Origin of the sequence: Streptomyces thermocarboxydus (genome assembly GCF_024760485.1) — a bacterium.
Classification (GTDB): Bacteria; Actinomycetota; Actinomycetes; order Streptomycetales; family Streptomycetaceae; genus Streptomyces; species Streptomyces cellulosae.
Genome location: NZ_CP058273.1, coordinates 2956256 through 2978218, shown reverse-complemented (window position 1 = coordinate 2978218; position 21963 = coordinate 2956256). Strand labels below are relative to the sequence as shown.

The 21963-nt window shown below is 73.1% G+C and carries 20 protein-coding genes; 13 read left to right on the top strand and 7 right to left on the bottom strand.

Translation table 11 applies throughout. From position 1 onward, the window contains the following. Positions 1 to 123: 123 nt before the first annotated feature. From AY578_RS13590 to AY578_RS13575, 4 genes are all read left to right on the top strand, one after another. A complete protein-coding gene (locus tag AY578_RS13590) occupies positions 124 to 726 on the top strand; it encodes a TetR/AcrR family transcriptional regulator (protein ID WP_019524204.1) in 603 nt (200 codons plus the stop codon). Positions 727 to 837: 111 nt separating this feature from the next. Continuing rightward, entirely contained in the window at positions 838 to 3060 is a 2223-nt protein-coding gene (locus tag AY578_RS13585; protein ID WP_258902395.1) for an MMPL family transporter, read from the top strand. 106 nt (positions 3061 to 3166) lie between these two features. Then, positions 3167 to 3679 carry a YbaK/EbsC family protein gene (locus tag AY578_RS13580; protein ID WP_019524206.1) on the top strand — a complete coding sequence of 171 codons (513 nt, stop codon included), beginning with the start codon at positions 3167 to 3169 and terminating at the stop codon, positions 3677 to 3679. 120 nt (positions 3680 to 3799) lie between these two features. Further along, positions 3800 to 4075, top strand: a complete 276-nt coding sequence (locus AY578_RS13575) for a DUF1876 domain-containing protein (protein ID WP_028959621.1) — start codon at positions 3800 to 3802, stop codon at positions 4073 to 4075. 12 nt (positions 4076 to 4087) lie between these two features. Here AY578_RS13575 and AY578_RS13570 read toward each other — a convergent pair whose 3' ends face one another. From AY578_RS13570 to AY578_RS13555, 4 genes are all read right to left on the bottom strand, one after another. Further along, entirely contained in the window at positions 4088 to 5260 is a 1173-nt protein-coding gene (locus AY578_RS13570) for a serine hydrolase domain-containing protein (protein ID WP_258902394.1), read from the bottom strand. 82 nt (positions 5261 to 5342) lie between these two features. Then, positions 5343 to 6113, bottom strand: coding sequence for an energy-coupling factor ABC transporter ATP-binding protein (locus AY578_RS13565; RefSeq protein WP_037953351.1), 771 nt, complete (start codon positions 6111 to 6113; stop codon positions 5343 to 5345). Then, positions 6101 to 6862, bottom strand: coding sequence for a cobalt ECF transporter T component CbiQ (cbiQ, locus tag AY578_RS13560; protein WP_019524210.1), 762 nt, complete (start codon positions 6860 to 6862; stop codon positions 6101 to 6103). The genes AY578_RS13565 and cbiQ overlap by 13 nt, the downstream gene beginning before the upstream one ends. 1 nt (position 6863) lies before the next feature. Then, the gene (locus AY578_RS13555; protein WP_258902393.1) at positions 6864 to 7958 is read right to left on the bottom strand and encodes an energy-coupling factor ABC transporter permease; all 1095 of its coding nucleotides are present in this window, start codon (positions 7956 to 7958) and stop codon (positions 6864 to 6866) included. A 210-nt stretch (positions 7959 to 8168) separates the two neighbouring features. On the opposite strand from AY578_RS13555, the gene AY578_RS13550 reads away from it, so the two are divergent. Then, positions 8169 to 8531: an SsgA family sporulation/cell division regulator gene (locus AY578_RS13550; RefSeq protein WP_161107700.1), complete on the top strand. Its 363-nt coding sequence runs from the start codon at positions 8169 to 8171 to the stop codon at positions 8529 to 8531. Between the two features lie 27 nt (positions 8532 to 8558). Here AY578_RS13550 and AY578_RS13545 read toward each other — a convergent pair whose 3' ends face one another. Then, entirely contained in the window at positions 8559 to 10184 is a 1626-nt protein-coding gene (locus AY578_RS13545) for a penicillin-binding transpeptidase domain-containing protein (protein WP_370879088.1), read from the bottom strand. 168 nt (positions 10185 to 10352) lie between these two features. Then, the gene (locus AY578_RS13540; protein ID WP_215187930.1) at positions 10353 to 11981 is read right to left on the bottom strand and encodes a penicillin-binding transpeptidase domain-containing protein; all 1629 of its coding nucleotides are present in this window, start codon (positions 11979 to 11981) and stop codon (positions 10353 to 10355) included. A gap of 167 nt (positions 11982 to 12148) precedes the next feature. Between AY578_RS13540 and AY578_RS13535 the strand changes: the two genes are divergently transcribed. Beyond that, the gene (locus tag AY578_RS13535; RefSeq protein ID WP_019524215.1) at positions 12149 to 12613 is read left to right on the top strand and encodes a hypothetical protein; all 465 of its coding nucleotides are present in this window, start codon (positions 12149 to 12151) and stop codon (positions 12611 to 12613) included. A gap of 52 nt (positions 12614 to 12665) precedes the next feature. On the opposite strand, the gene AY578_RS13530 is transcribed toward AY578_RS13535, so the two are convergent. After that, positions 12666 to 14411: a dolichyl-phosphate-mannose--protein mannosyltransferase gene (locus AY578_RS13530; RefSeq protein WP_136239575.1), complete on the bottom strand. Its 1746-nt coding sequence runs from the start codon at positions 14409 to 14411 to the stop codon at positions 12666 to 12668. An 85-nt stretch (positions 14412 to 14496) separates the two neighbouring features. On the opposite strand from AY578_RS13530, the gene rsmI reads away from it, so the two are divergent. The 7 genes from rsmI to AY578_RS13495 all read left to right on the top strand — a co-directional run bounded on the left by rsmI (position 14497) and on the right by AY578_RS13495 (position 21930). Next, positions 14497 to 15348 carry a 16S rRNA (cytidine(1402)-2'-O)-methyltransferase gene (rsmI, locus tag AY578_RS13525; protein ID WP_215187929.1) on the top strand — a complete coding sequence of 284 codons (852 nt, stop codon included), beginning with the start codon at positions 14497 to 14499 and terminating at the stop codon, positions 15346 to 15348. A gap of 192 nt (positions 15349 to 15540) precedes the next feature. Further along, positions 15541 to 15894, top strand: a complete 354-nt coding sequence (locus tag AY578_RS13520; RefSeq protein ID WP_019524218.1) for a hypothetical protein — start codon at positions 15541 to 15543, stop codon at positions 15892 to 15894. Between the two features lie 9 nt (positions 15895 to 15903). Then, positions 15904 to 16785, top strand: coding sequence for a TatD family hydrolase (locus AY578_RS13515; RefSeq protein WP_161107703.1), 882 nt, complete (start codon positions 15904 to 15906; stop codon positions 16783 to 16785). Positions 16786 to 16903: 118 nt separating this feature from the next. Beyond that, positions 16904 to 18160 (top strand): resuscitation-promoting factor, encoded by a 1257-nt coding sequence (locus AY578_RS13510; RefSeq protein ID WP_136239576.1) that lies wholly within the window; start codon positions 16904 to 16906, stop codon positions 18158 to 18160. Positions 18161 to 18210: 50 nt separating this feature from the next. Next, a complete protein-coding gene (gene rsmA / locus AY578_RS13505) occupies positions 18211 to 19113 on the top strand; it encodes a 16S rRNA (adenine(1518)-N(6)/adenine(1519)-N(6))-dimethyltransferase RsmA (protein ID WP_028959629.1) in 903 nt (300 codons plus the stop codon). After that, positions 19110 to 20006: a 4-(cytidine 5'-diphospho)-2-C-methyl-D-erythritol kinase gene (locus AY578_RS13500; protein ID WP_019524222.1), complete on the top strand. Its 897-nt coding sequence runs from the start codon at positions 19110 to 19112 to the stop codon at positions 20004 to 20006. Before rsmA ends, AY578_RS13500 begins: the two co-directional genes overlap by 4 nt. Positions 20007 to 20118: 112 nt before the next feature. Next, complete coding sequence (locus AY578_RS13495; protein WP_136239577.1) at positions 20119 to 21930, top strand: ABC-F family ATP-binding cassette domain-containing protein; 1812 nt, start codon at positions 20119 to 20121, stop codon at positions 21928 to 21930. The last annotated feature ends 33 nt before the right edge of the window (positions 21931 to 21963 follow it).

Here is a 21963-nt window from a genome sequence, read left to right as displayed (position 1 = left end):
AACCGTGACGCAGAACACGAACGAAACCGTTTCGTTTCGCTAGCGGCCCGGGGTACCTTCTTCTTGTACGAAACCGTGTCGTTTCTTTGACGCGGTGGGACCCGGAGCGGAAAGGTGGTCGGCATGAGTGACATCGCGACGTCACGTCGCAGCCGGATCACCCCCGAGCGCGAGGCCGAGCTGTACCGGGCCGTGCTCGACCTGCTCCGTGAGGTCGGCTACGACGCCCTCACCATGGACGCCGTGGCCGCGCGCACCCGGTCCAGCAAGGCCACGCTCTACCGCCAGTGGGGCGGCAAGGCCGAGCTGGTGGTCCGGGCGATGCACAGCCAGAAGCCGGGCGGCCTCGCCGACGTGGACACCGGGTCCCTGCGGGGTGACCTGCACGCCATCATCGCCCGCGAGGACGACTGCGTCATGGCGGAGAACGTCGCCCTCATGCGGGCCCTCGCCATGGCGGTGCACCAGAACGACGACCTCCGTCAGGCGCTCCGCGAGCTGCTGGTGGAGCCGGAGGTCGAGGAGTTCCGCCGGATCGTCGACCGCGCGATCCGACGGGGCGAGGTCCGCGCGGACTGCCCGGCGCTGGACTACATCGTGCACATGCTCGTCGGGGCGTTCGCCACCCGGATGCTGATCGACGAGCAGCCGCCCACGCAGACGTTCCTCACCTCGTACATCGACGCCGTGGTGCTCCCCGCCCTCGGAGTCGCCCCACCCGACTGACCTCCCCAGTCAGACCCAAGTCAGCCACCTCCTGACGTATCCGCTCGCGTCGTCGTCGGGCTGATCCCCCCTGCCCTGATACCTCCACGACCTGACCGGGAGTACGCCCTCGTGGCCACATTCCTCTACCGACTCGGCCGGTTCTCCTTCCGGAAACGGCACTTCGTCGCCCTGTTCTGGGTGGCGCTGCTGGCCCTCGCGGGCGCCGGTGCGGCCGGCGCGCCCGCCGCCGGCAACTCCTCCTTCTCCATCCCCGGCACCGAGGCCCAGAAGGCCTTCGACCTGCTGGACGAACGGTTCCCCGGCGCCAGCGCCGACGGAGCCACCGCCCGTGTCGTCTTCAAGGCGCCGGACGGCCAGAAGATGACCGACCCCGGCAACAAGACGGCCGTCCTGGACACCGTCGACGAGCTGTCCGGCGGGGCCGAGGTCGCCCAGGTCACCGACCCGTACCAGGGCGGCGGCGTCAGCCAGGACGGCACGGTCGCCTACGCCTCCGTGACCTACAAGGTCCCCGGCATGGAGCTGGAGGAATCCTCACGCGAGGCCCTGAAGACCGCCGCCGAGGACGCCCGCGACTCCGGGCTGACCGTCGAGATCGGCGGTGACGCCCTCCAGGCCGTCCCGGAGACCGGCTCCGCGGAGATCATCGGCATCGGCATCGCCGCGGTCGTCCTGGTCGTCACCCTCGGCTCGCTGCTCGCCGCCGGGCTGCCCCTGCTCACCGCGATCGTCGGCGTCGGCATCGGCGTCGCCACCATCACGGCGCTCGCGAGCGCACTCGACCTGGGCTCCACCACCTCCATCCTGGCCTCGATGATCGGTCTCGCGGTCGGCATCGACTACGCCCTGTTCGTGGTCTCCCGCTACCGCGCCGAACTGGCCGAGGGACGTGAGCGCGAGGAGGCGGCCGGACGCGCCGTCGGCACCGCCGGCTCCGCCGTGGTCTTCGCCGGCCTGACCGTCGTCATCGCCCTGGTCGGCCTGTCCGTCGTCAACATCCCGATGCTGACGAAGATGGGCATCGCCGCCGCCGGCACGGTCGCCGTCGCGGTCCTCATCGCCCTCACCCTCATCCCCGCCGTGCTGGGCTACGCCGGCCGCCGTGTCCGCCCCGCGGGCGAGAAGAGCAAGCTGCTCGGCGGCGGACGCGCCAAGAACAAGGACAAGGCGGACCGGCCCAACATGGGCACCCGCTGGGCGAGCTTCGTCGTCCGCCGTCCGCTGGCCGTGCTGCTGCTCGGCATCGTCGGCCTCGGCGCCGCAGCGGTCCCGGCAGGCTCCCTGGAGCTGGGCCTGCCCGACGACGGCTCCCAGCCGACGTCCACCACGCAGCGCCGCGCCTACGACCTGCTCTCCGAGGGCTTCGGCCCCGGCTTCAACGGCCCGCTCGTGGTCGTGGTCGACGCCCAGGGCAGCGACGACCCGCAGGCCGTCTTCCAGCAGGCCGGCGACGAGATCAAGGCGCTCGACAACGTCGTGAACGTCGCCCCGGCGGCCCCCAACAAGGCCGGCGACACCGCGACGATCGCCGTCGTCCCGGACGCCAAGCCGTCCTCGGCGGCCACCGAGGACCTGGTGCACGACATCCGGGCCGCAGGCGCCGACATCACGGACGACACCGGCGCCGAGGTCCTCGTCACCGGCGCCACCGCGATGAACATCGACGTCTCGCAGAAGCTGAACGACGCGCTGGTGCCGTACCTGGTGCTGGTGGTCGGGCTCGCGTTCCTGCTGCTGATCGTGGTGTTCCGCTCGATCCTGGTCCCGCTGAAGGCGGCCCTCGGCTTCCTGCTCTCCGTGCTGGCGGCGCTCGGCGCGGTCGTCGCGGTCTACCAGTGGGGCTGGCTGTCCGGCCTGATGGGCGTCGAGGAGACCGGCCCGATCATGTCGATGATGCCGATCTTCATGGTCGGCGTGGTCTTCGGCCTCGCCATGGACTACGAGGTGTTCCTCGTGACCCGCATCCGCGAGGCCCACGTCCACGGCGAGAAGCCGGCGCAGGCCGTCGTCACCGGGTTCCGGTACAGCGCACGGGTGGTGACCGCCGCGGCGATCATCATGATCGCGGTGTTCTCCGGGTTCATCGGGTCCAGCGACTCCATGGTCAAGATGATCGGCTTCGGCCTCGCGATCGCCGTCCTCTTCGACGCGTTCGTGGTCCGCATGGCCATCGTCCCGGCCGTCCTCGCGCTGCTCGGCGCCAAGGCCTGGTGGCTGCCGAAGTGGCTGGACCGGGCGCTGCCCAACGTCGACGTCGAGGGCGAGAGCCTGGCCGTGCACGACCGCACGGCGGACCGGGACGACGAGGACAAGGAACTCGTCCGGGCCTGACCGCCCGGACGGTCACGACCAGCCGGTGAGGGCTCCGTGGGGACGGGGCGCCCTCACCGGCTTTCTCGTTTCCGTCCACCGGGTTCCGGCGGTTACGGTGCCCCGCATGACGACCTCAGCCACCGACAGCGAGGGCTCCGCGGCCCACCCCCGATTCGCCGAGGCCCTGCGGGAGCTGGGCCTGGGGGACGTGGCCGGCCAGGTCCGCCGCTTCCCCGACGCCACCCGCACCGCCGCCGAGGCCGCGGCCGCGATCGGCTGCGAGCTCAGCCAGATCTGCAAGTCGCTGATCTTCGCCGCCGACGGCGTGCCGGTCCTCGTCCTCATGGACGGCGCGTCCCGGGTGGACCTGGACCGGGTCCGCGAGGAGCTGGGCGCCGGGAAGGTCACCCGCGCCAAGGCCGACGTGGTCCGCGAGACCACGGGCTACGCCATCGGCGGCGTACCCCCCTTCGGCCACCGCACCCGCACCCGCGTCCTCGCCGACCGCTCCCTCCTCGACCACCCGGTCGTATGGGCCGCGGCCGGCACCCCCTACACGGTCTTCCCGATGCCCCCGAAGGACCTGATCACCCACGCGGGGGCGACGCTGGTGGATGTTCGGGACCGCGAGGTGTGACGCCTCGGGCGTCGCGGTCGTCCCGGTCGGCCCGCTCCACCGACCGCGGAGGGCGGGCGCATGCGGCCCGCGGGCGGGAGGCGCACTCTGGAACGAGAGGAGATCCGGAGGTGATCCGTCATGATGCACACCGCAGTGGGATGGCACATCGAGATGGAGTTCATGGAGGACGACGAGCACACCCGCGCGGTCGCGTTGGTCCGGCTGCCCGACGGGTCCGAGGTGCGCGCCCACGGGCACGCGTCCCGGCACTACACCGACCCCAATCAGCCGAGGGTCGGGGAGGAGATCGCCGGCGCCCGGGCCCTGAACGAACTCGCCATGCAGATGCTCGACAAGGCGCACCGTGAGATCGACGAGACAGCCGGCCGCGTCTCCCACCCGATCCATGTCTAGGAGGATCCGCGTCTAGGACGACGGAAGGCTTTCCCGCACCGCGCGGATCAGCGCCTGCGCCCTGGGGTCCGCCGTGACCGTCCTGCGGAAGCCGTTGGTGACGTAGCCGAAGGCGACGCCGTACTCCGGGTCGGCGAAGCCGAGGGAGCCGCCGCGGCCGGGGTGGCCGAAGGAGCCCGGGGCCAGGAGCGGGGAGGCGCTGCCGTGCAGCATGTAGCCGAGCCCGAAGCGGGTGCCGACCACCAGGACCCGGTCGGGGCCCGCCGACTCCTCGGCGCGGGCCCGCTCCACCGTGTCCGGGGCGAGCAGCCGTACGCCGTCGACCGGGCCGACGAGTGACGCGTAGAAGCGGGCCAGCCCGTCCGCCGTCGCGATGCCGTTGGCGGCGGGCAGGGCGGCCGCGTGGAACGCCGGGTCGTTGTGGTCGGGGGACGGGTCGATCGCGGCGAAGGCGCGGCGGGTGAGGGAGTCCGGGTCGGCGTAGGCGGCGGTGACCGAGCGCTTGGGCCGGGCGCGCAGCGCCCCCGCCGGCTCGGGCGCCTCGACCTTGCCGACCCGCCCGACGCGATGCGCCTCGGAGGACGGGAGGCCCACCCACAGGTCCAGCCCGCCGAGGGGAGCCGCGATCTCGGACGCGATCCAGTCCCCGGTGCCCTTCCCGGTCACCCGGCGCACCAGTTCGTCCACCAGCCAGCCGTACGTCAGCGCGTGGTAACCGTGGTCCGTGCCCGGCTCCCACACGGGGGCCTGCGAGGCCACGGCCTCCGCGGCCCGTACCGGGTCGGCGGCGTCGGCGAAGCTCAGCGGGCGGTCCAGCACCGGCAGCCCGGCGCGGTGCCCGAGGACGTGCCGGACCAGCACGCCCTCCTTGCCGTGCGCCTTGAACTCGGGCCAGTACCGGCCGACCGGCGCGTCCAGGTCCAGCAGCCCCCGCTCGTGCAGCATCAGCACCGCGGCGGCCGCGACCCCCTTGGTCGCCGACCGCACGACCTGCGCGGTGTCCCGCTGCCAGGGCGCGTCACCGTCGACGTCCTTCGTGCCGGCCCACAGCTCCACGACCCTGCGGCCGTCCCGGTACACGGCGAGCGCGGCGCCCCGCTCCCCGAGCCGCTCGAAGTTCCGGGCGAACGCCTCCCGGACCGGTTCCCAGCCGCCGGCCACCGTGCCCCGCACCTCGACGTCCACGTCCTGTCGTTCCTTCCACTCGCCTGCGACAGTGGGTGCAACCACGCTGCCACGCCTGCGATTCCAGGGTGCGGCGCGCTCGTCACCCACGGGCGGGCGGCGCCGGCACGGACCGCGGGTCGAAGCCGTACGGCAGCTCCAGGCGGTGCGCCCGCATCAGCGCGTCGTCGGCGAGCAGCTCACCCGTCGGGCCGTCCGCCGCGATCACCCCGTCGCTGAGGACCAGGGAACGCGGGCACAGCTCCAGCGCGTACGGCAGGTCGTGCGTGACCATCAGGACGGTGACGTCCAACGACCGCAGGATGTCGGCCAGTTCACGGCGCGACGCCGGGTCGAGGTTGGAGGACGGCTCGTCCAGGACCAGGATCTCCGGCTCCATCGCGAGCACGGTCGCCACGGCCACCCGGCGCCGCTGCCCGAAGGAGAGGTGGTGCGGCGGGCGGTCCTTGAACTCCGCCATGCCGACCCGCTCCAGCGCCCGGTCCACGCGCGCCTCCAGCTCGGCCCCCTTCAGCCCGGCCGCCGCCGGTCCGAACGCCACGTCCTCCCGCACCGTCGGCATGAACAGCTGGTCGTCCGGGTCCTGGAAGACGATGCCGACCCGGCGCCGGATCTCCGCCATGTTCCGCCTGCCGACCTCCAGACCGGCCACGCGGACGGTGCCCGCACCGCCGGTGAGGATGCCGTTGAGGTGCAGCACGAGCGTCGTCTTGCCGGCGCCGTTCGGCCCGAGCAGCGCGACCCGCTCGCCGCGCCCGATGGTGAAGTCCACGCCGAACAGGGCCTGATGGCCGTCGGGGTAGGCGAAGGCGAGGCCGGAGACCTCCAGGGAAGCAGTACTCACAGGGTCCATCCCAGCAGACACACGACGAGGGCGGCGCAGGGGAGGGCCAGGGCGTACGACCACTGCGCCCGGGACGCCGCCACCTCGTCGATCACCGGCATGACCCCGGTGTAGCCGCGGCTCACCATCGCCAGATGGACGCGCTCGCCGCGCTCGTAGGAGCGGATGAACAGCGCGCCCGCCGACTTGGCGAGCACACCCCAGTGCCGTATCCCGCGCGCCTCGAAGCCCCGGGACTCGCGGGCGATCCGCATCCGGCGCATCTCGTCGGTGATGACGTCGCCGTAGCGGACCATGAAGGACGCGATCTGCACCAGCAGCGGCGGCAGCCTGAGCCGCTGGAGGCCGTGCAGCAGCTCCCGCAGCTCGGTGGTGGCGGCGAGCAGGACGGACGCCGCGACGCCGAGGGTGCCCTTGGCCAGCACGTTCCAGGCGCCCCACAGGCCGTTCACGCTCAGCGACAGCCCGAGGACATCGACCCGCTCGCCCTCGGCGACGAACGGCAGCAGCACGGCGAACGCGACGAACGGCACCTCGATCAGCAGCCGCTTCAGCAGGAACCCGGCCGGCACGCGCGCCGCGTACGCGACCGCGCCGAGCAGCACCGCGTACGCCGCGAACGCCCACATCGCCTCGCGCGGCGTCGACACGACCACGATCACGAACGCGAGCACCGCGGCGAGCTTGGTGTGCGGCGGCAGCGCGTGCACGGGGGAGTGGCCGTGCCGGTAGAGCCGGTGGGAGTGACCCGCGCCCACGTCAGACGCTCGTGCCGGCGGGGGAGGTGGCCTCCGCCTGCTCGTCGGTGGTGCGCCGGCGGCGGACCGCCCAGAACACGCCCGTGCCGGCCACGACCGTCACGCCCACGCCGATCACGCCCGCGAGGCCGCCGGACAGCCGGGCGTCGTCCACGTCCTTCACTCCGTAGTCGGCGAGCGGCGAGTCCGCGGCCGCGTGCTCCTCGGCCTGCTTGTCGATGCCGTGGTCGGCGGCGACCTTCTCCAGGCCGTCGGGGTTCGCGGAGGCGTAGAAGCTGACGAAGCCGGCGAGCAGCAGCGAGGTGACCAGGCCGGCGATCCACACCGTGCGCGGGGAGCGCGCGGCGGCCGGGACGGGCTTCGCGGCCTCGGGGGCGTCGACCAGCTCGCCGTTCACCCGCAGTTTGAGCTGCTGCCGCAGCCCGCGCGCCCCGTGCACCAGGTCGGGGCGTACGGCGATGACCGCGCCGACGGTCAGCGCGGTGATGGCGGCCTCGCCGAGACCGATGAGGACGTGCACACCGACCATCGCGGTGGCGACCTTGCCGATCGACACGTCGGTGGTGCCGCCCACCGCGTACAGCAGGGTGAAGACGACCGCGGAGGCGGGGACGGAGACCAGGGCGGCCACGAAGGACGCGGCGGTCACCGAGCGGCGGGAGTTCGGCAGCAGCTTCACCAGCACCCGGAACAGGGCGTAGGCGACCACGGTGGTGGTGAGCGCCATCGTGGTGATGTTCACACCGAGCGCGGTCAGACCGCCGTCGGCGAACAGCACGGCCTGGAGCAGCAGCACCACGGACACGCACAGCACACCCGTGTACGGGCCGACGAGGATCGCGGCGAGCGCGCCGCCGAGAAGGTGGCCGCTGGTGCCCGCGGCCACCGGGAAGTTCAGCATCTGCACGGCGAAGATGAACGCCGCGACCAGCCCGGCCAGCGGGGCGGTGCGCTCGGCCCCGCCGCCCGTGCCGGGCCGCGCGGCGGTGTCGAGCTCGCGGCGCGCGCCGCGCAGGCTCACGGCGATCGCGCCGGCGGCGAGGACGCCGGCGGCGGCGGACACGGGAACGTCGATGAATCCGTCAGGTGCGTGCACGGACTCGATGATGTCCCCTCTTGCGAACCATTCGCAAGAGCGAGTGGGTTGTCCTACGTCTCGCCCGGCTCGGTGGGTACCTCATCTGTGATATAGGCCGCTCGGAAGCGCAGATTCCGATTTGGGTGCAGGATGGGACAGGGGTGGGTACAGGGCTTGTAAGCCATGAATGCCTTGCCGGGCGCACGACGCAGCGTAAGGGGCCCACCGATGTCCGTGATCGAGCAGTACGCGCGAGTCCACATCGTGACGGATGAGGATCCCCTGCTGGAGAGTCACGGGGCCGTCCCCGTGGTCCTGCGGTACGACCCCGAGCGCGATCCCCGCAATGTGCGGGTGGACCTGCCCGGGACGCGGCCCCTCGGATGGGTCGTCGACCGGGACCTGCTGGAACACGGTCTCAAGGCGCCCGTCGACAGCGGCGGCACACGGGTGTGGCCGTGCGGCCGGGTGCAGGCGGTGGTGGAGTTCCACACCGGCCAGGGCCACTCGGTGGTCGAGTTCGACACCAAGACCCTGTCCCGCTTCCTCCGCCTCACCCACGTGAAGACGGCCCAGCCGGTACCTCACTGACCGCCCGGGCCGTCCGGAGCGCGGGCCTCAGCCGCCCGCCTTCAGCAGCGACGCCACGATCGGGCCCGCCGTCGATCCGCCGTGGCCGCCGGCCTGCACGACGGCCGCCGCCGCCAGGTCGCCGCTGTACGCGGTGAACCAGCCGTTCGGCTTCTTCTGTCCGTCCACCTCGGCCGAGCCCGTCTTCGCGCCCCGGTCACCGCCGATTCCGGCCATCGCCTCCGTGGCCGTCCCGGCGCTCGCCGTGTACGACATCAGCTCCCGCACCTGCGCGAGCGTGTCCGCGGACAGGGTGCGCGGCGCGGTCGCCAGCCGGCGCCCGTCGACCTCAGGCGACACCAGGTACGGCTGGTGGAAGACGCCCGCCTTCACCGTCGCCGACACCGACGCCATGTTCAGCGGGTTCATCCGCACCCCGCCCTGGCCTATCAGCGACGCGGCCATCGGCGCCTTCGACTGCACCGGCACCGCGCCGTCGAACGTGGACACCCCGACCTTCCAGTCGTTGCGGCCGAGACCGAAGTAGTCCTGGGCGAACTTCGTGAGGTCGTCGTCCTCCAGCTTCGGGGCCTGGCTGATGAAGGCCGTGTTGCAGGAGGCGGCGAAGCTCGCGCGGAACGTGCCGTCCTTGATCTGGAACTTGTCCAGGTTCTGGAACTTCCAGCCGCCGTAGCTGAAGTACTTGGGGCACGGGTGCTTCTTGTCGATGGAGGCGAGGCCCTTCTCGATCAGCATCGAGGAGGTGACCACCTTCATCGTGGAGCCCGGCGCCAGCGATCCCTGGAAGGCGACGTTGAAGCCGTGCGAGGAGTTCGCCGCCGCGAGTATCTCGCCGGTCGACGGCCGCATCACCACCACCGAGGCCTGCTTCCGCTTCGCCACCTCGGTCTCGGCGAGCGCCTGCAGGGACGGGCTCAGCGTGGTCTTCACCGTGCCCGGCGTGCCCTCGCTCAGCTCCAGCAGGGTCGTGTCGGACAGCTCCGCCTTCTTCGACGCCTCGCCGCGCACCACACGCAGCTCGACGCCGGCCTCGCCGCCCGCCTTCTCGCCGTACTTGTCGCGCAGACTGTCCAGCACGGACTTCAGCGACGGGTACTTCTCCGTGGTCAGCTCGCCGCCGTCGCGGTCCAGCGCCTTCACCGGCGGGGTGCCCGCCTCGCCGGTGACCAGCTTGTCGCCCTCCCGCAGCTCCGGGTGCAGCACGGACGGCCGCCAGGCGACGCGCGGCTCCCCGTCCCCGGCCCGCCGCACCACGGTCAGCGTGCTGTCGTACGTCAGCGGCTTCGTCGTCCGCTCGTACGTCACCGTGCCCTTCACGGCGAAGGTGACCGAGTTCCGGGCGGGGGCTCCCGGGGTGAGGGCCAGGTTCCGGACGCGGGCGTCCTTCACGTACGAGATCAGCGCCGCCTTCGCGGCCACCGGGTCGTCGGTCGCGGCGGCGGCCTCGGCGACCTGGCCGGACTGCCAGGCGGTGAGGAACGTCCCGGCGGCGGCGGTGACCTCCTCGGCCGACAGCGGCCCCGACTTCACGGCCTCCGCCTGGGAGGCGGAGTCCCCGCCGTCCCGGCCCGCGCCGTCCACGAGTGCGTACGCGCCGTAGCCGGCGCCGCCCATCAGCACGGCCATCGCCGCGCCGATCACGACCGGTCTCATGTTCCGCCGGTCCCCGGCGCGCCCTCTGTTCCCCACTGGTGTCCGTCCTCCGTCGCCCCGCCCCGGCCCCCCGCGGCCCGCGTGGCTCTCGATCGAGTCAAGGCCCCGTCGGCGCAGCCACGCCGACGACGGCCCCCACCCTAAAGTCCCGCCGCGAGGGCCGTGCGCTCAGCCGCCCGCTCGTAGCACGGCTGCGACAATCGGCCCGGCCGCGTCGCCGCCGTGGCCGCCCTGCTGGGCCATCGCCGCCGCCGCGACATCGCCCCGGAAACCGGTGAACCAGCTGTCCGACGTGGCGTTCCCGTCGACCTCCGCGGAACCCGTCTTCGCGCCGATGTCACCGCCCAGGCCGGACATCGCCCGCACCGCCGTGCCCTGGGTGGCGGTGAGCCGCATCATCTCCTTGAGCTGCGCCGACGTCTGTGCGGGCAGTCCCTTCGCCTGCGCCAGCTGACGGCCGTCCAGCTCGGGGGAGACCAGGTACGGCTGGCGGAACGCGCCCGTGATCGCGGTGGCCGTCACCGAGGCCATGTTCAGCGGGTTCATCTGCACCTGGCCCTGCCCGATGGCGTTCGCCGCGCGGTCCGGGCCGCCGGAGGCCGGCACGCTGCCGTCGAAGGAGGCGATGCCCGTCTTCCAGTCGTCCCGGCCGAGCCCGAACCGCTCCTGCGCCTCCTCGGTGAGCGAGGCGTCGCCGAGCGGCTCCTCGTCGATCAGCTTGATGAAGGCGGTGTTGCAGGAGCGCAGGAAGCTGTTGGCCAGGGTGGCGCCCTCGTTCGGCTCCATGCCGGTGAGGTTCTTGAAGGTCTGGCTCTGCCAGGTCGCGGTGTCCGGGCAGGGCGCCGGGCCGTTCATGGAGGTCACGCCGTGGTCGATGAGCATCGCGGCGGTGATGATCTTCATGGTGGAGCCGGGGGCGACCTGGCCCTGGAAGGCCGCGTTGAAGCCGTCGCCGCGGTTGTTGGCGACCGCCAGCACCTCGCCGGTGCTCGGCTTCAGCGCCACCACCGAGGACTCCTGGTACTGCTTCACCGCAGTCTCGGCGGCCGCCTGCACCCCGGCGCTGAGCGTGGTGCGCAGCTTGCCGGCCTCGCCCTTGGCGAGGGTGAGCAGCGGGGTGTCCGCCTCGTCGGTCGCGTGCCGGATCGACAGTTCGACGGCCGGGCTGCCGCCCGCCTTCTCGCCGTACTTCTCCCGCAGGGTGTCCAGGACCGGGCCGAGGGAGGGGTACTTCTCCCTCGTCAGCACGGTGCCGTCGCGGTCCACCGCCTCGATGGGCGGCTGCGCGGACTCCCCGGTGACGAGGGTGTCCCCGTCCCTCAGGTCCGGGTGCACGACGGACGGCTTCCAGTCGACCAGCGCGCGGCCGGTGGTCTGCCCGCGCACGACCGTCAGCGTGCTGGTGTAGCGCAGGGGCTTGGAGACGCCGTCGGCGGAGACGGTCGCCTTCACCGTGAACGGCACGGTGGTGCCGCGCGGGGCGCCCGGCGTGATGTCCACCCGCCCTATTCGGGCCTCCTCGCCGTAGGCGGCCAGCAGCGCGCCCGCGTCCTGCGCGTTGTTCGTGTACGAGGCGGCCCGCGTGGCCTGCCCCTTCTCCCAGGCGCCGAAGAACGCGTCGGTCGTCTCGCGCACCTCGTCCTGGTCGGGCGGCCCCGACTTGCGCGTCTCCGCCGCGCTCGCGCCGCCCCCGTCCCCGTTCAGGGCCGAGACGATGTTGTACGCCCCGTACCCCGCACCGCCGACCATCACGGCGAACACGCCGCCGACGACGGCGGCCTTGACCCCCTTGCCCATCGGGCTGTCCTCCCCCGGCCGGACCCCGCGTCTTCTGAACGCGTTCAAAAGCCCGGCACGTCCCGAACCCTATGCGCTGTGAGCGCCCAAGGGGGCGGGTGCGAAGGATCGTTGTCCCAAAGAGACCCCCTCCCGCGCGCGCCGGGCCGGGTGACTACGATCACGCGGTGAGCTACGACATCCTCTTCCTCAGCCGGCGCTACGGGCAGTCCTGGGACGACGCCCTCAAGGCGCTGGAGGACGCGGCCGAGGCGGACGAGGGGGACGAGGCGATTCCCGGTCACCTCCTCGACGCCTGGGAGCGGATCGTTCCGCAGGCCAGGGACCTCCTGGGGGAGGTGGAGATCGACGACGAGGGGTCCACCGAGCGCGCGTTGAGCCATGACGGCACCGGGATCGAGCTGTACGTCTACGGCGGCGAGGTCGGTGTCACCGTGCCCTACTGGCACACCGGTGAGGGCGCCGAGTCCGTGATCGGCCGGATCGCCGCCCTCGCGGCCGTCGTGGAGAAGGAAACCGGACTCACCGCCTACGACCCCCAGTCCGGGCACCCCCTCGACGAGGCCCCGGAGCACGCGGCCCGGACGATGGCCGGCGTCACCGACGATCTGCGCCGCCGGTACGGGGGGTGAGACCGGGCAGGGCGCGGCAAGGCGCCGCGCCCCGGTCAAGGCGCCCGGAGGGCTACACCCACGTGTCCAGCCACATCCGCGACCGCCAGTCGTCGATCGGGATCGGGGTGCCGGTGTAGATCGGCCAGAAGTAGATGAAGTTCCACACGATCAGCAGGGTGAGGACGCCCGCCGCCGTCGCTCCCGCCACGCGGCGGGTGTCCGTGGAGCGGGGCGGGCCGACGACCGCGCCCAGGAGCATCGCCACCGCCAGGCACAGGAACGGCAGGAAGACGATCGCGTAGAAGTAGAAGATCGTGCGTTCCTGGTACAGGAACCAGGGGGCGTACCCCGCGGCGACGCCGCACGCGATCGCGCCCGCGCGCCAGTCGCGGCGGAACGCCCAGCGCCACAGGACGTAGAGCAGGGCCAGGCAGCCCACCCACCACAGCATCGGCGTGCCGATGGCGAGGACCTCCTGCGCGCACTTCTCGCCCGCGTCCACCGGGCAGCCGTCCACGCCGGGCGCGGGCGACTCGTAGAAGTACGACACCGGGCGGCCGGCGACGATCCAGCTCCACGGGTTGGACTCGTACGTGTGCGGCGAGGACAGGCCGACGTGGAACTCGTACACCTGGTTCTCGTAGTGCCACAGGCTGCGCCACCAGTCGGGGAACAGCCACGCCCAGTCGCTCTTCCGCCCGTCGCGGGTGGCCCAGTCGCGGTAATAACCGCCGCTGCCGTCCGTCGCGGAGAGGATCCAGCCGATCCAGGACGCGAAGTACGTGAACACCGCCACCGGCACGGTCGACAGGAACGCCCAGCCCAGGTCCCGCTTCAGCACCGCGACCCGGGGCCGCACCGCGCCCGCGACCCGGCGCGCGCCGACGTCCCACAGCACGGACATCACACAGAAAGCGGCCATGATGTACAGGCCGTTCCACTTCGTGCCGATCGCCAGGCCCAGCAGCAGGCCCGCCGCGAGACGCCATGGCCGGAAACCGATCCGGGTGTTCTCGGCGGCGTCCACGTCCGGACGGGCCCGCCCGTCCGCGTCCACCGGCAGCGCGGCGGCCAGCTTCTCGCGCGCCCTGTCCCGGTCGATCAGCAGACAGCCGAAGGCGGCCAGCACGAAGAACATCAGCACGCCGTCGAGCAGCGCCGTGCGGCTCATCACGAAGTGCAGCCCGTCCACCGCCATCAGCGCACCCGCGAGACAGCCGAGGAACGTCGAGCGGAACAGACGGCGCCCGATCCGGCACAGCATCAGCACCGACAGCGTGCCGAGCAGCGCCGTCATGAACCGCCACCCGAACGGGTCGAAGCCGAAGAGCAGCTCGCCCAGGCCGATCACGTACTTGCCGACCGGCGGATGGACGACGTACGCGGCGTCCGTCGGGATCGGGACGTTGCCGCCCGAGTCCAGGACGATCCGGTTGACGTCCTTGTCCCAGTTCACCTCGAAGCCGCGGTGGACGATCGCCCACGCGTCCTTCGCGTAGTACGTCTCGTCGAATATCACCGCCTTGGGGTGGCCCAGGTTCCAGAACCGCAGCACCCCCGCCACCAGCGTCACCAGCAGCGGACCGCCCCACCCCGACCAGCGGACGAGACGGTCGGCGAGCACCGGCGGCACGCCGAGCGTCTTCCACAGCCGTCCCGACGGCTCGGTGTACGGCGGAACCAGGCGGTCGCGGACATCGCCTCTGACGGCGGACGCACGGTGGCCGAAACGCCGCAGCCGGTGCTGCCACGTCTGCCGCTGCTCGAGCGGCGACTGCTCCTGGCGGGTGTCCGTGGAGGACGCGGTACTGGTCACCGCGCCATCGTAGGGAACGGCGCTGTGTGAGTCCCGCGCATGGGCGGTATGCCCCGCCTCCGTCCGCTCCTGGGAGGATGGACGCGTGACCGGAACCCTCGTACTCGCAGGCACCCCCATCGGCGACGTCTCCGACGCCCCGCCCCGGCTCGCCGAGGAACTCGCCGGCGCCGACGTCGTCGCCGCCGAGGACACCCGGCGGCTGCGCCGGCTGACCCAGGCGCTCGGCGTCACCCCCAAGGGGCGGGTGGTGTCGTACTTCGAGGGCAACGAGACCGCCCGCACGCCCGAGCTGGTCGAGGAGCTGACGGGCGGCGCGCGCGTGCTGCTCGTCACCGACGCCGGCATGCCCTCCGTGTCCGACCCCGGCTACCGGCTGGTCGCCGCCGCCGTCGAGCAGGACATCCGGGTCACCGCGGTGCCCGGACCGTCCGCCGTGCTCACCGCGCTCGCCCTGTCCGGGCTGCCCGTCGACCGGTTCTGCTTCGAGGGGTTCCTGCCCCGCAAGGCGGGCGAGCGCCTCGGCCGGCTGCGGGAGGTCGCCGGCGAGCGCCGCACCCTCGTCTACTTCGAGGCACCGCACCGCCTCGACGACACCCTCGCCGCGATGGCCGAGGTCTTCGGCGCCGACCGCCGCGCCGCCGTCTGCCGCGAGCTGACCAAGACGTACGAGGAGGTCAAGCGGGGGCCGCTGGGCGAGCTGGCCGCGTGGGCGGCCGAGGGCGTGCGCGGGGAGATCACCGTGGTCGTCGAGGGCGCCCCCGAGAAGGGCCCCGAGGAGATCGACGACGCCGAGCTGGTGCGCCGGGTGCGGGTGCGCGAGGAGGCGGGCGAGCGGCGCAAGGAGGCCATCGCGGCGGTCGCGGCGGAGGCGGGGCTGCCCAAGCGGCTGGTCTTCGACGCGGTGGTAGCGGCGAAGAACGCCGGGAGCGTCTGAGGCGCGCGCCGGCGCGCGCCATCGTCATGGAACGCCCCCGCGTCGGTAAAGCGTCCGGGGCGTTCCGGTAAGACGCGGCCAAATCGGCGCCAATACTCCGTCCGCGCCCGTGCGCTCATGGCCGCCGGGGAGTCCACTGGTCGGTGGGACGGGCACGGGCCCGTCCCGTCAGCGGACCAGACAGGAGCCGGCATGACCGAGATCTTGGGACCGGACGGACTGCGCGCGGGCGCCACCGCCGTCGTCACCGAGGCGTACAGCTTCGCCTGCATGCGCTGCGGCTACGGCTGGGAGCAGGCGTACGAGATAGAGCACCACGTCGACGCCGACGGCCGCACCTTCGTGCTCTACGTGGCGGACGGCCGCATCGTGCCCTCCCCGCTCAACCGGCCCACCTGCCGCAGCTGCGACGGCCACGTCGTACGGATCCTCCGTCCGGGCCGGGTCGCCTCCGCCCGCGACGCCCGCCACCGGGAACGCCGGGTGCCGGCCGCCGGACCGGTGGAGGCGCCCTGGACGCCGGAGGGGCCCGCGCCGCTTCCGTAGGATCGGAGCATGCCTGCCCACGACACCGACAAGAACGCCGCACCGCCGCTCCCGGAGCCCCTGCGGGTGCCGGTCGCTGACTCCCACACCCACCTCGACATGCAGTCCGGCACCGTCGAGGACGCCCTCGCCAAGGCCGCGTCGGTAGGGGTGACGACCGTGGTGCAGGTCGGCTGCGACCTCAAGGGGTCCCGCTGGGCGGCGGAGACGGCCGCCGCGTACGACGCCGTGCACGCGACGGTTGCCCTGCACCCTAACGAGGCGCCCCGGATCGTCCACGGGGATCCCGACGGCTGGTCCCGGCAGGGCGCCCGGGAGCCCGGCGGGGACGCGGCGCTGGACGAGGCGCTCGCCGAGATCGACCGGCTGGCCGCGCTGCCGCAGGTCAAGGGCGTCGGCGAGACGGGCCTCGACCACTTCCGCACCGGTGAGGAGGGCAAGGAGGCCCAGGAGCGGTCCTTCCGCGCCCACATCGAGATCGCCAAGCGGCACGGCAAGACGCTCGTGATCCACGACCGCGACGCCCACGCGGACGTGCTGCGCGTGCTGAAGGAGGAGGGCGCCCCCGAGCGCACCGTCTTCCACTGCTACTCCGGCGACGCCGAGATGGCGGAGATCTGCGCCCGCGCCGGCTACTACATGTCGTTCGCCGGCAACGTCACCTTCAAGAACGCGCAGAACCTGCGGGACGCCCTGGCCGTCGCCCCGCTGGAGCTGGTCCTGGTGGAGACCGACGCGCCCTTCCTCACCCCCGTGCCCTACCGCGGCCGGCCCAACGCCCCCTACCTGGTGCCGGTCACCGTGCGTGCCATGGCCGCCGTGCGCGGCATCGACGAGGACGCCCTGGCCACCGCGCTGGGCGCCAACACCGCGCGCGCCTTCGGCTACTGACGGACCCGCGCCACATCCACGCTCCGTAGTCGTGTCGCCTGGGAGAGCGATCGGCGCTCGGCTAGGTTCTGGGAGCCCCCTCCGGGGGTTCCCCTGGCCAGCCCTGGAGCGTGTCGGCGTGAGCACCACCCTGCGGTTCGAGACGTATCAGAAGACGTGCCCGACGCACGCCGTGTGCGGCGGGATCCACGAGGCGGAGACCGTGCCCGCCCTGCCCCGCCGCGCGCCCGCCCCCGCGCCGAGGCGGTCGGCGCACCGCCGCCCCGGCCGGTACGCCGAGCGGGCCGAGGCCGCGCGCCGGCTGCTGCCGAAGGCGCTGGTCGTCGCGTTCCTCGCGGGCGGCACCAGCGCCTTCGTCGCCGAGGACAAGGGCGTCGAGCTGACCGTCGACGGCAGCCCCCGCACCCTGCACACCTTCGCCGACGACGTCACCGGGCTGCTCGCCGAGGAGGGCGTGCGCACCGGACCGCACGACGAGATCAGCCCCGCCCCCGGCACCGCCCTGGAGGACGGCGACACGGTCCGGGTGCGGCACGCGCGCCCCCTGCTGCTCACCCTCGACGGCACCCGGCAGGAGGTGTGGACGACCGCGCCCACCGTCGGCGAGGCGCTGCGGCGGCTCGGCGTACGGGTCGCCGGAGCCCATCTGTCCGCCCCGCCCGGCACCCGGGTCGGACCCGCAGGCCTCGCCCTGGAGGTCCGCACCGAACGCGCGGTGACCGTCCTCGCCGACGGGCGGGCCCGCAGTGTCCGCACCAACGCCGCGACCGTGCGGGAGGCCGTGCATCAGGCCGGGGTCACCCTGCGCGGACGCGACACCACCTCCGTCGCCCCCGGCAGCTTCCCCCGCGACGGCCAGGTCGTCACCGTGCTGCGCATCACCGACGGCACGGAGGTCCGCGACGAGGAGATCCCGTTCACCGAGGAACGCGTCGAGGACCCCGCGCTGGCCCACGGCACGATGGTCGTCGACCGCGCCGGACGGCCCGGGCTGCGCCGCCTCACCTACGCGCAGCGCACCGTCAACGGCGTCCGGCAGCGGCCCCGGCTGCTGCACACCGAGGTGGTGCGCGAGCCGGTCGCGCGCCGGGTGCGGGTCGGCACCCGGCCCGTCCCGATGTCCGTGCGGGGCGCGGACGCGCTGGACTGGGACGCGCTCGCGCGGTGCGAGTCCGGCGGCCGGCCCGACGCCACCGACCCGTCGGGCACATACGGCGGGCTGTACCAGTTCGACACCCCCACCTGGCGCCGCCTCGGCGGCGCCGGCCGACCCCAGGACGCGCCCCCGGCCGAGCAGACGTACCGCGCGAAGCGGCTCTACGTCCGCAGCGGGGCCGCCGCCTGGCCGCACTGCGGGGACCGGCTGCGCGGGTGAGGGCGCCGGCGGTGACCGGGGCGTACCCGCGCGCCCCGTACCCTTGTCCCGTGACCAGCCCCACCCCCGACGCCCTCCTCGGCCCCGCCGACGTCCGCGAACTGGCGGCCGCCCTCGGCGTACGGCCCACCAAGCAGCGCGGCCAGAACTTCGTCATCGACGCCAACACGGTCCGCCGTATCGTGCGCACCGCCGAGGTACGCCCCGACGACGTCGTCGTCGAGGTCGGCCCCGGGCTCGGCTCGCTCACGCTGGCGCTGCTGGAGGCCGCCGACCGGGTCACCGCGGTGGAGATCGACGACGTGCTGGCCGGGGCGCTGCCCGCCACCGTCGCCGCTCGCATGCCGGAGCGCGCCGACCGGTTCGCGCTGGTCCACTCCGACGCGATGCACGTCACCGAGCTGCCGGGCCCGGCCCCCACCGCGCTGGTCGCCAACCTCCCCTACAACGTCGCCGTCCCGGTGCTGCTGCACATGCTCGAGACCTTCCCGAGCATCGAGCGCACGCTGGTGATGGTCCAGTCCGAGGTCGCCGACCGGCTCGCCGCCGCCCCCGGTTCCAAGGTGTACGGCGTGCCCTCGGTCAAGGCCAACTGGTACGCCGAGGTGAAGCGCGCCGGGGCCATCGGCCGCAACGTGTTCTGGCCCGCGCCGAACGTCGACAGCGGCCTGGTGTCGCTGGTGCGGCGCGCGGAGCCGCTGAAGACCACCGCGAGCAGGCGTGAGGTGTTCGCCGTGGTCGACGCGGCCTTCGCCCAGCGCCGCAAGACGCTGCGCGCCGCCCTCGCGGGCTGGGCGGGCTCGCCGGCCGCGGCCGAGGCGGCGCTGGTCGCCGCGGGCGTCTCGCCGCAGGCGCGGGGCGAGTCGCTGACCGTCGAGGAGTTCGCGCGCATCGCCGAGCACAAGGACGCCGAGCCCAAGGCCGTCGGACACGAGGAGAAGGCCCCGCAGTGAGCGTCACCGTCCGCGTCCCCGCCAAGGTCAACGTCCAGCTCGCGGTCGGCGCGGCCCGCCCCGACGGCTTCCACGAGCTGGCCAACGTCTTCCTCGCGGTCGGCCTGTACGACGAGGTCACCGCCACCCCGTCGCCCGACGGGCTGCGCATCACCTGCGAGGGGCCGGACGCCGCGCAGGTCCCCCTGGACCGCACCAACCTCGCCGCCCGCGCCGCCGTCGCCCTCGCCGAGCGGTACGGCCGGACGCCCGACGTCCATCTGCACATCGCGAAGGACATCCCCGTCGCGGGCGGCATGGCCGGCGGCAGCGCGGACGGCGCGGGCGCCCTGCTCGCCTGCGACGCGCTGTGGGGCACGGGCGCCTCGCGGGAGGAACTCCTCGGCATCTGCGCCGAGCTGGGCAGCGACGTGCCGTTCAGCCTGGTCGGCGGGGCCGCGCTCGGCACCGGGCGGGGCGAGAAGCTGACGGAGCTGGAGGTCGGGGGCGCCTTCCACTGGGTGTTCGCGATGGCCACCCGGGGGCTGTCCACACCGGCGGTGTTCCGGGAGTTCGACCGGCTGGCGGAAGCGCGGGAGATCCCGGAGCCGGTGGCTTCGCGGGAACTGCTCGGCGCACTCGCCAAGGGTGACGCGGAAGCGCTCGCGGCCACCGTGTCCAACGATCTTCAGCCGGCGGCGCTGTCCCTGTTCCCGGAGCTGGCGGACACGCTGGCCACGGGGCGCGCGGCGGGGGCACTGGCCTCGCTGGTGTCGGGGTCGGGGCCGACGACGGCGTTCCTGGCGCGGGACGCGGAGGCGGCGCAGGCCCTCGCGGCGGCGCTGCGGACCTCCGGCACCTGCCGGGATGTACGCACTGCGTCGGGGCCGGTGCCGGGGGCCACGGTCGTCTGACGGTCGTCCCTCAGAGTTCGTCGTCACAAAGGGTGACCATCTCCGCGCGTGACGACCGCCCCCCGGCAGGGCCTACGCTGGAAAGCTGATCGATCCACCGGGCAGGAGAGAAATGGCCGTCAATCTGGTCAATGTCGAGAACGTCAGCAAGGTGTACGGCACCCGTGCGCTGCTGGACGGGATTTCGCTCGGCGTCTCCGAGGGGGACCGGATCGGGGTCGTGGGGCGCAACGGCGACGGCAAGACCACGCTGATCCGCATGCTGGCCCGGCTGGAGGACGCCGACACCGGGCGTGTGACGCACTCCGGCGGGCTGCGGCTCGGCGTGCTCACCCAGCACGACTCCCTCGACCCGGAGGCCACCGTCCGCCACGAGGTCATCGGCGACATGGCCGACCACGAGTGGGCCGGCGACGCCAAGGTCCGCGACGTGCTCACCGGGCTGTTCGGCGGGCTGGACCTGCCCGGCTTCCCCAAGGGGCTCGACACCGTCATCGGACCGCTGTCCGGCGGCGAGCGGCGCCGTATCGCGCTGGCCAAGCTGCTCATCGAGGAGCAGGACCTGATCGTCCTCGACGAGCCGACCAACCACCTCGACGTCGAGGGCATCGCCTGGCTCGCCGAGCATCTGCGCAACCGCCGCTCCGCGCTGGTCTGCGTCACCCACGACCGGTGGTTCCTGGACCAGGTCTGCACCCGCATGTGGGACGTGCAGCGCGGCGTCGTCCACGAGTACGAGGGCGGCTACTCCGACTACGTCTTCGCCCGCGCCGAGCGTGAGCGCATCGCGGCCACCGAGGAGGCCAAGCGGCAGAACCTGGTCCGCAAGGAGCTGGCCTGGCTGCGCCGCGGCGCCCCCGCCCGCACCTCCAAGCCGCGCTTCCGCGTGGAGGCCGCCAACGAGCTGATCGCGGACGTGCCGCCGCCGCGCGACAGCAGTGAGCTGATGAAGTTCGCCTCCTCACGGCTCGGCAAGACCGTGTTCGACCTGGAGGACGTGACCGTCCAGGCCGGGCCCAAGGTGCTGCTGAAGCACGTGACCTGGCAGCTCGGCCCCGGCGACCGCATCGGCCTGGTCGGCGTCAACGGCGCCGGCAAGACGTCCCTGCTGCGCGCGCTCGCCGAGGCCGCCCGCAGCGAGGGCGAGACGCAGCCCGCGGCCGGCCGGATCCGCGTCGGCAAGACGGTGAAGCTCGCCTACCTGTCGCAGGAGGTCGCCGAGCTCGACCCCACCTGGCGGGTGCTGCAGGCCGTGCAGCAGGTGCGTGAGCGCGTCGACCTCGGCAAGGGACGCGAGATGACCGCCGGTCAGCTCTGCGAGACCTTCGGCTTCAGCAAGGAGAAGCAGTGGACGCCCGTCGGGGACCTCTCCGGCGGTGAGCGCCGCCGCCTCCAGCTGCTGCGGCTGCTGATGGACGAGCCCAACGTCCTCTTCCTCGACGAGCCCACCAACGACCTCGACATCGAGACCCTGACCCAGCTCGAGGACCTCCTCGACGGCTGGCCCGGCTCGATGATCGTGATCTCCCACGACCGGTTCTTCGTCGAGCGCACCACCGACCGCGTCTTCGCCCTCCTCGGCGACGGCACCCTGCGGATGCTGCCCCGCGGCATCGACGAGTACCTGGAACGCCGCAAGCGCATGGAGGAGGCCGCAGCCGCCTCCGCCCAGGCCGCCGCCCCGGCCCGGAGCGCGACGCCCGAGAAGAGCGCCGCCGACCAGCGCGCCGCGAAGAAGGAACTCCAGCGCATCGAGCGCCAGCTGGACAAGATCTCGGCCAGGGAGGCCACCCTCCACACCGCCATCGCCGACAACGCCACGGACTTCGCGAAGGTGGCCGAACTGGACGCCGAACTGCGGGACCTGGCCGGTCAGCGCGACGAACTGGAGCTGCGCTGGCTGGAACTCGCCGAGGACGCCTGACCGGCGCGAGAGCCGCGTCACGCGCCTGCGTCC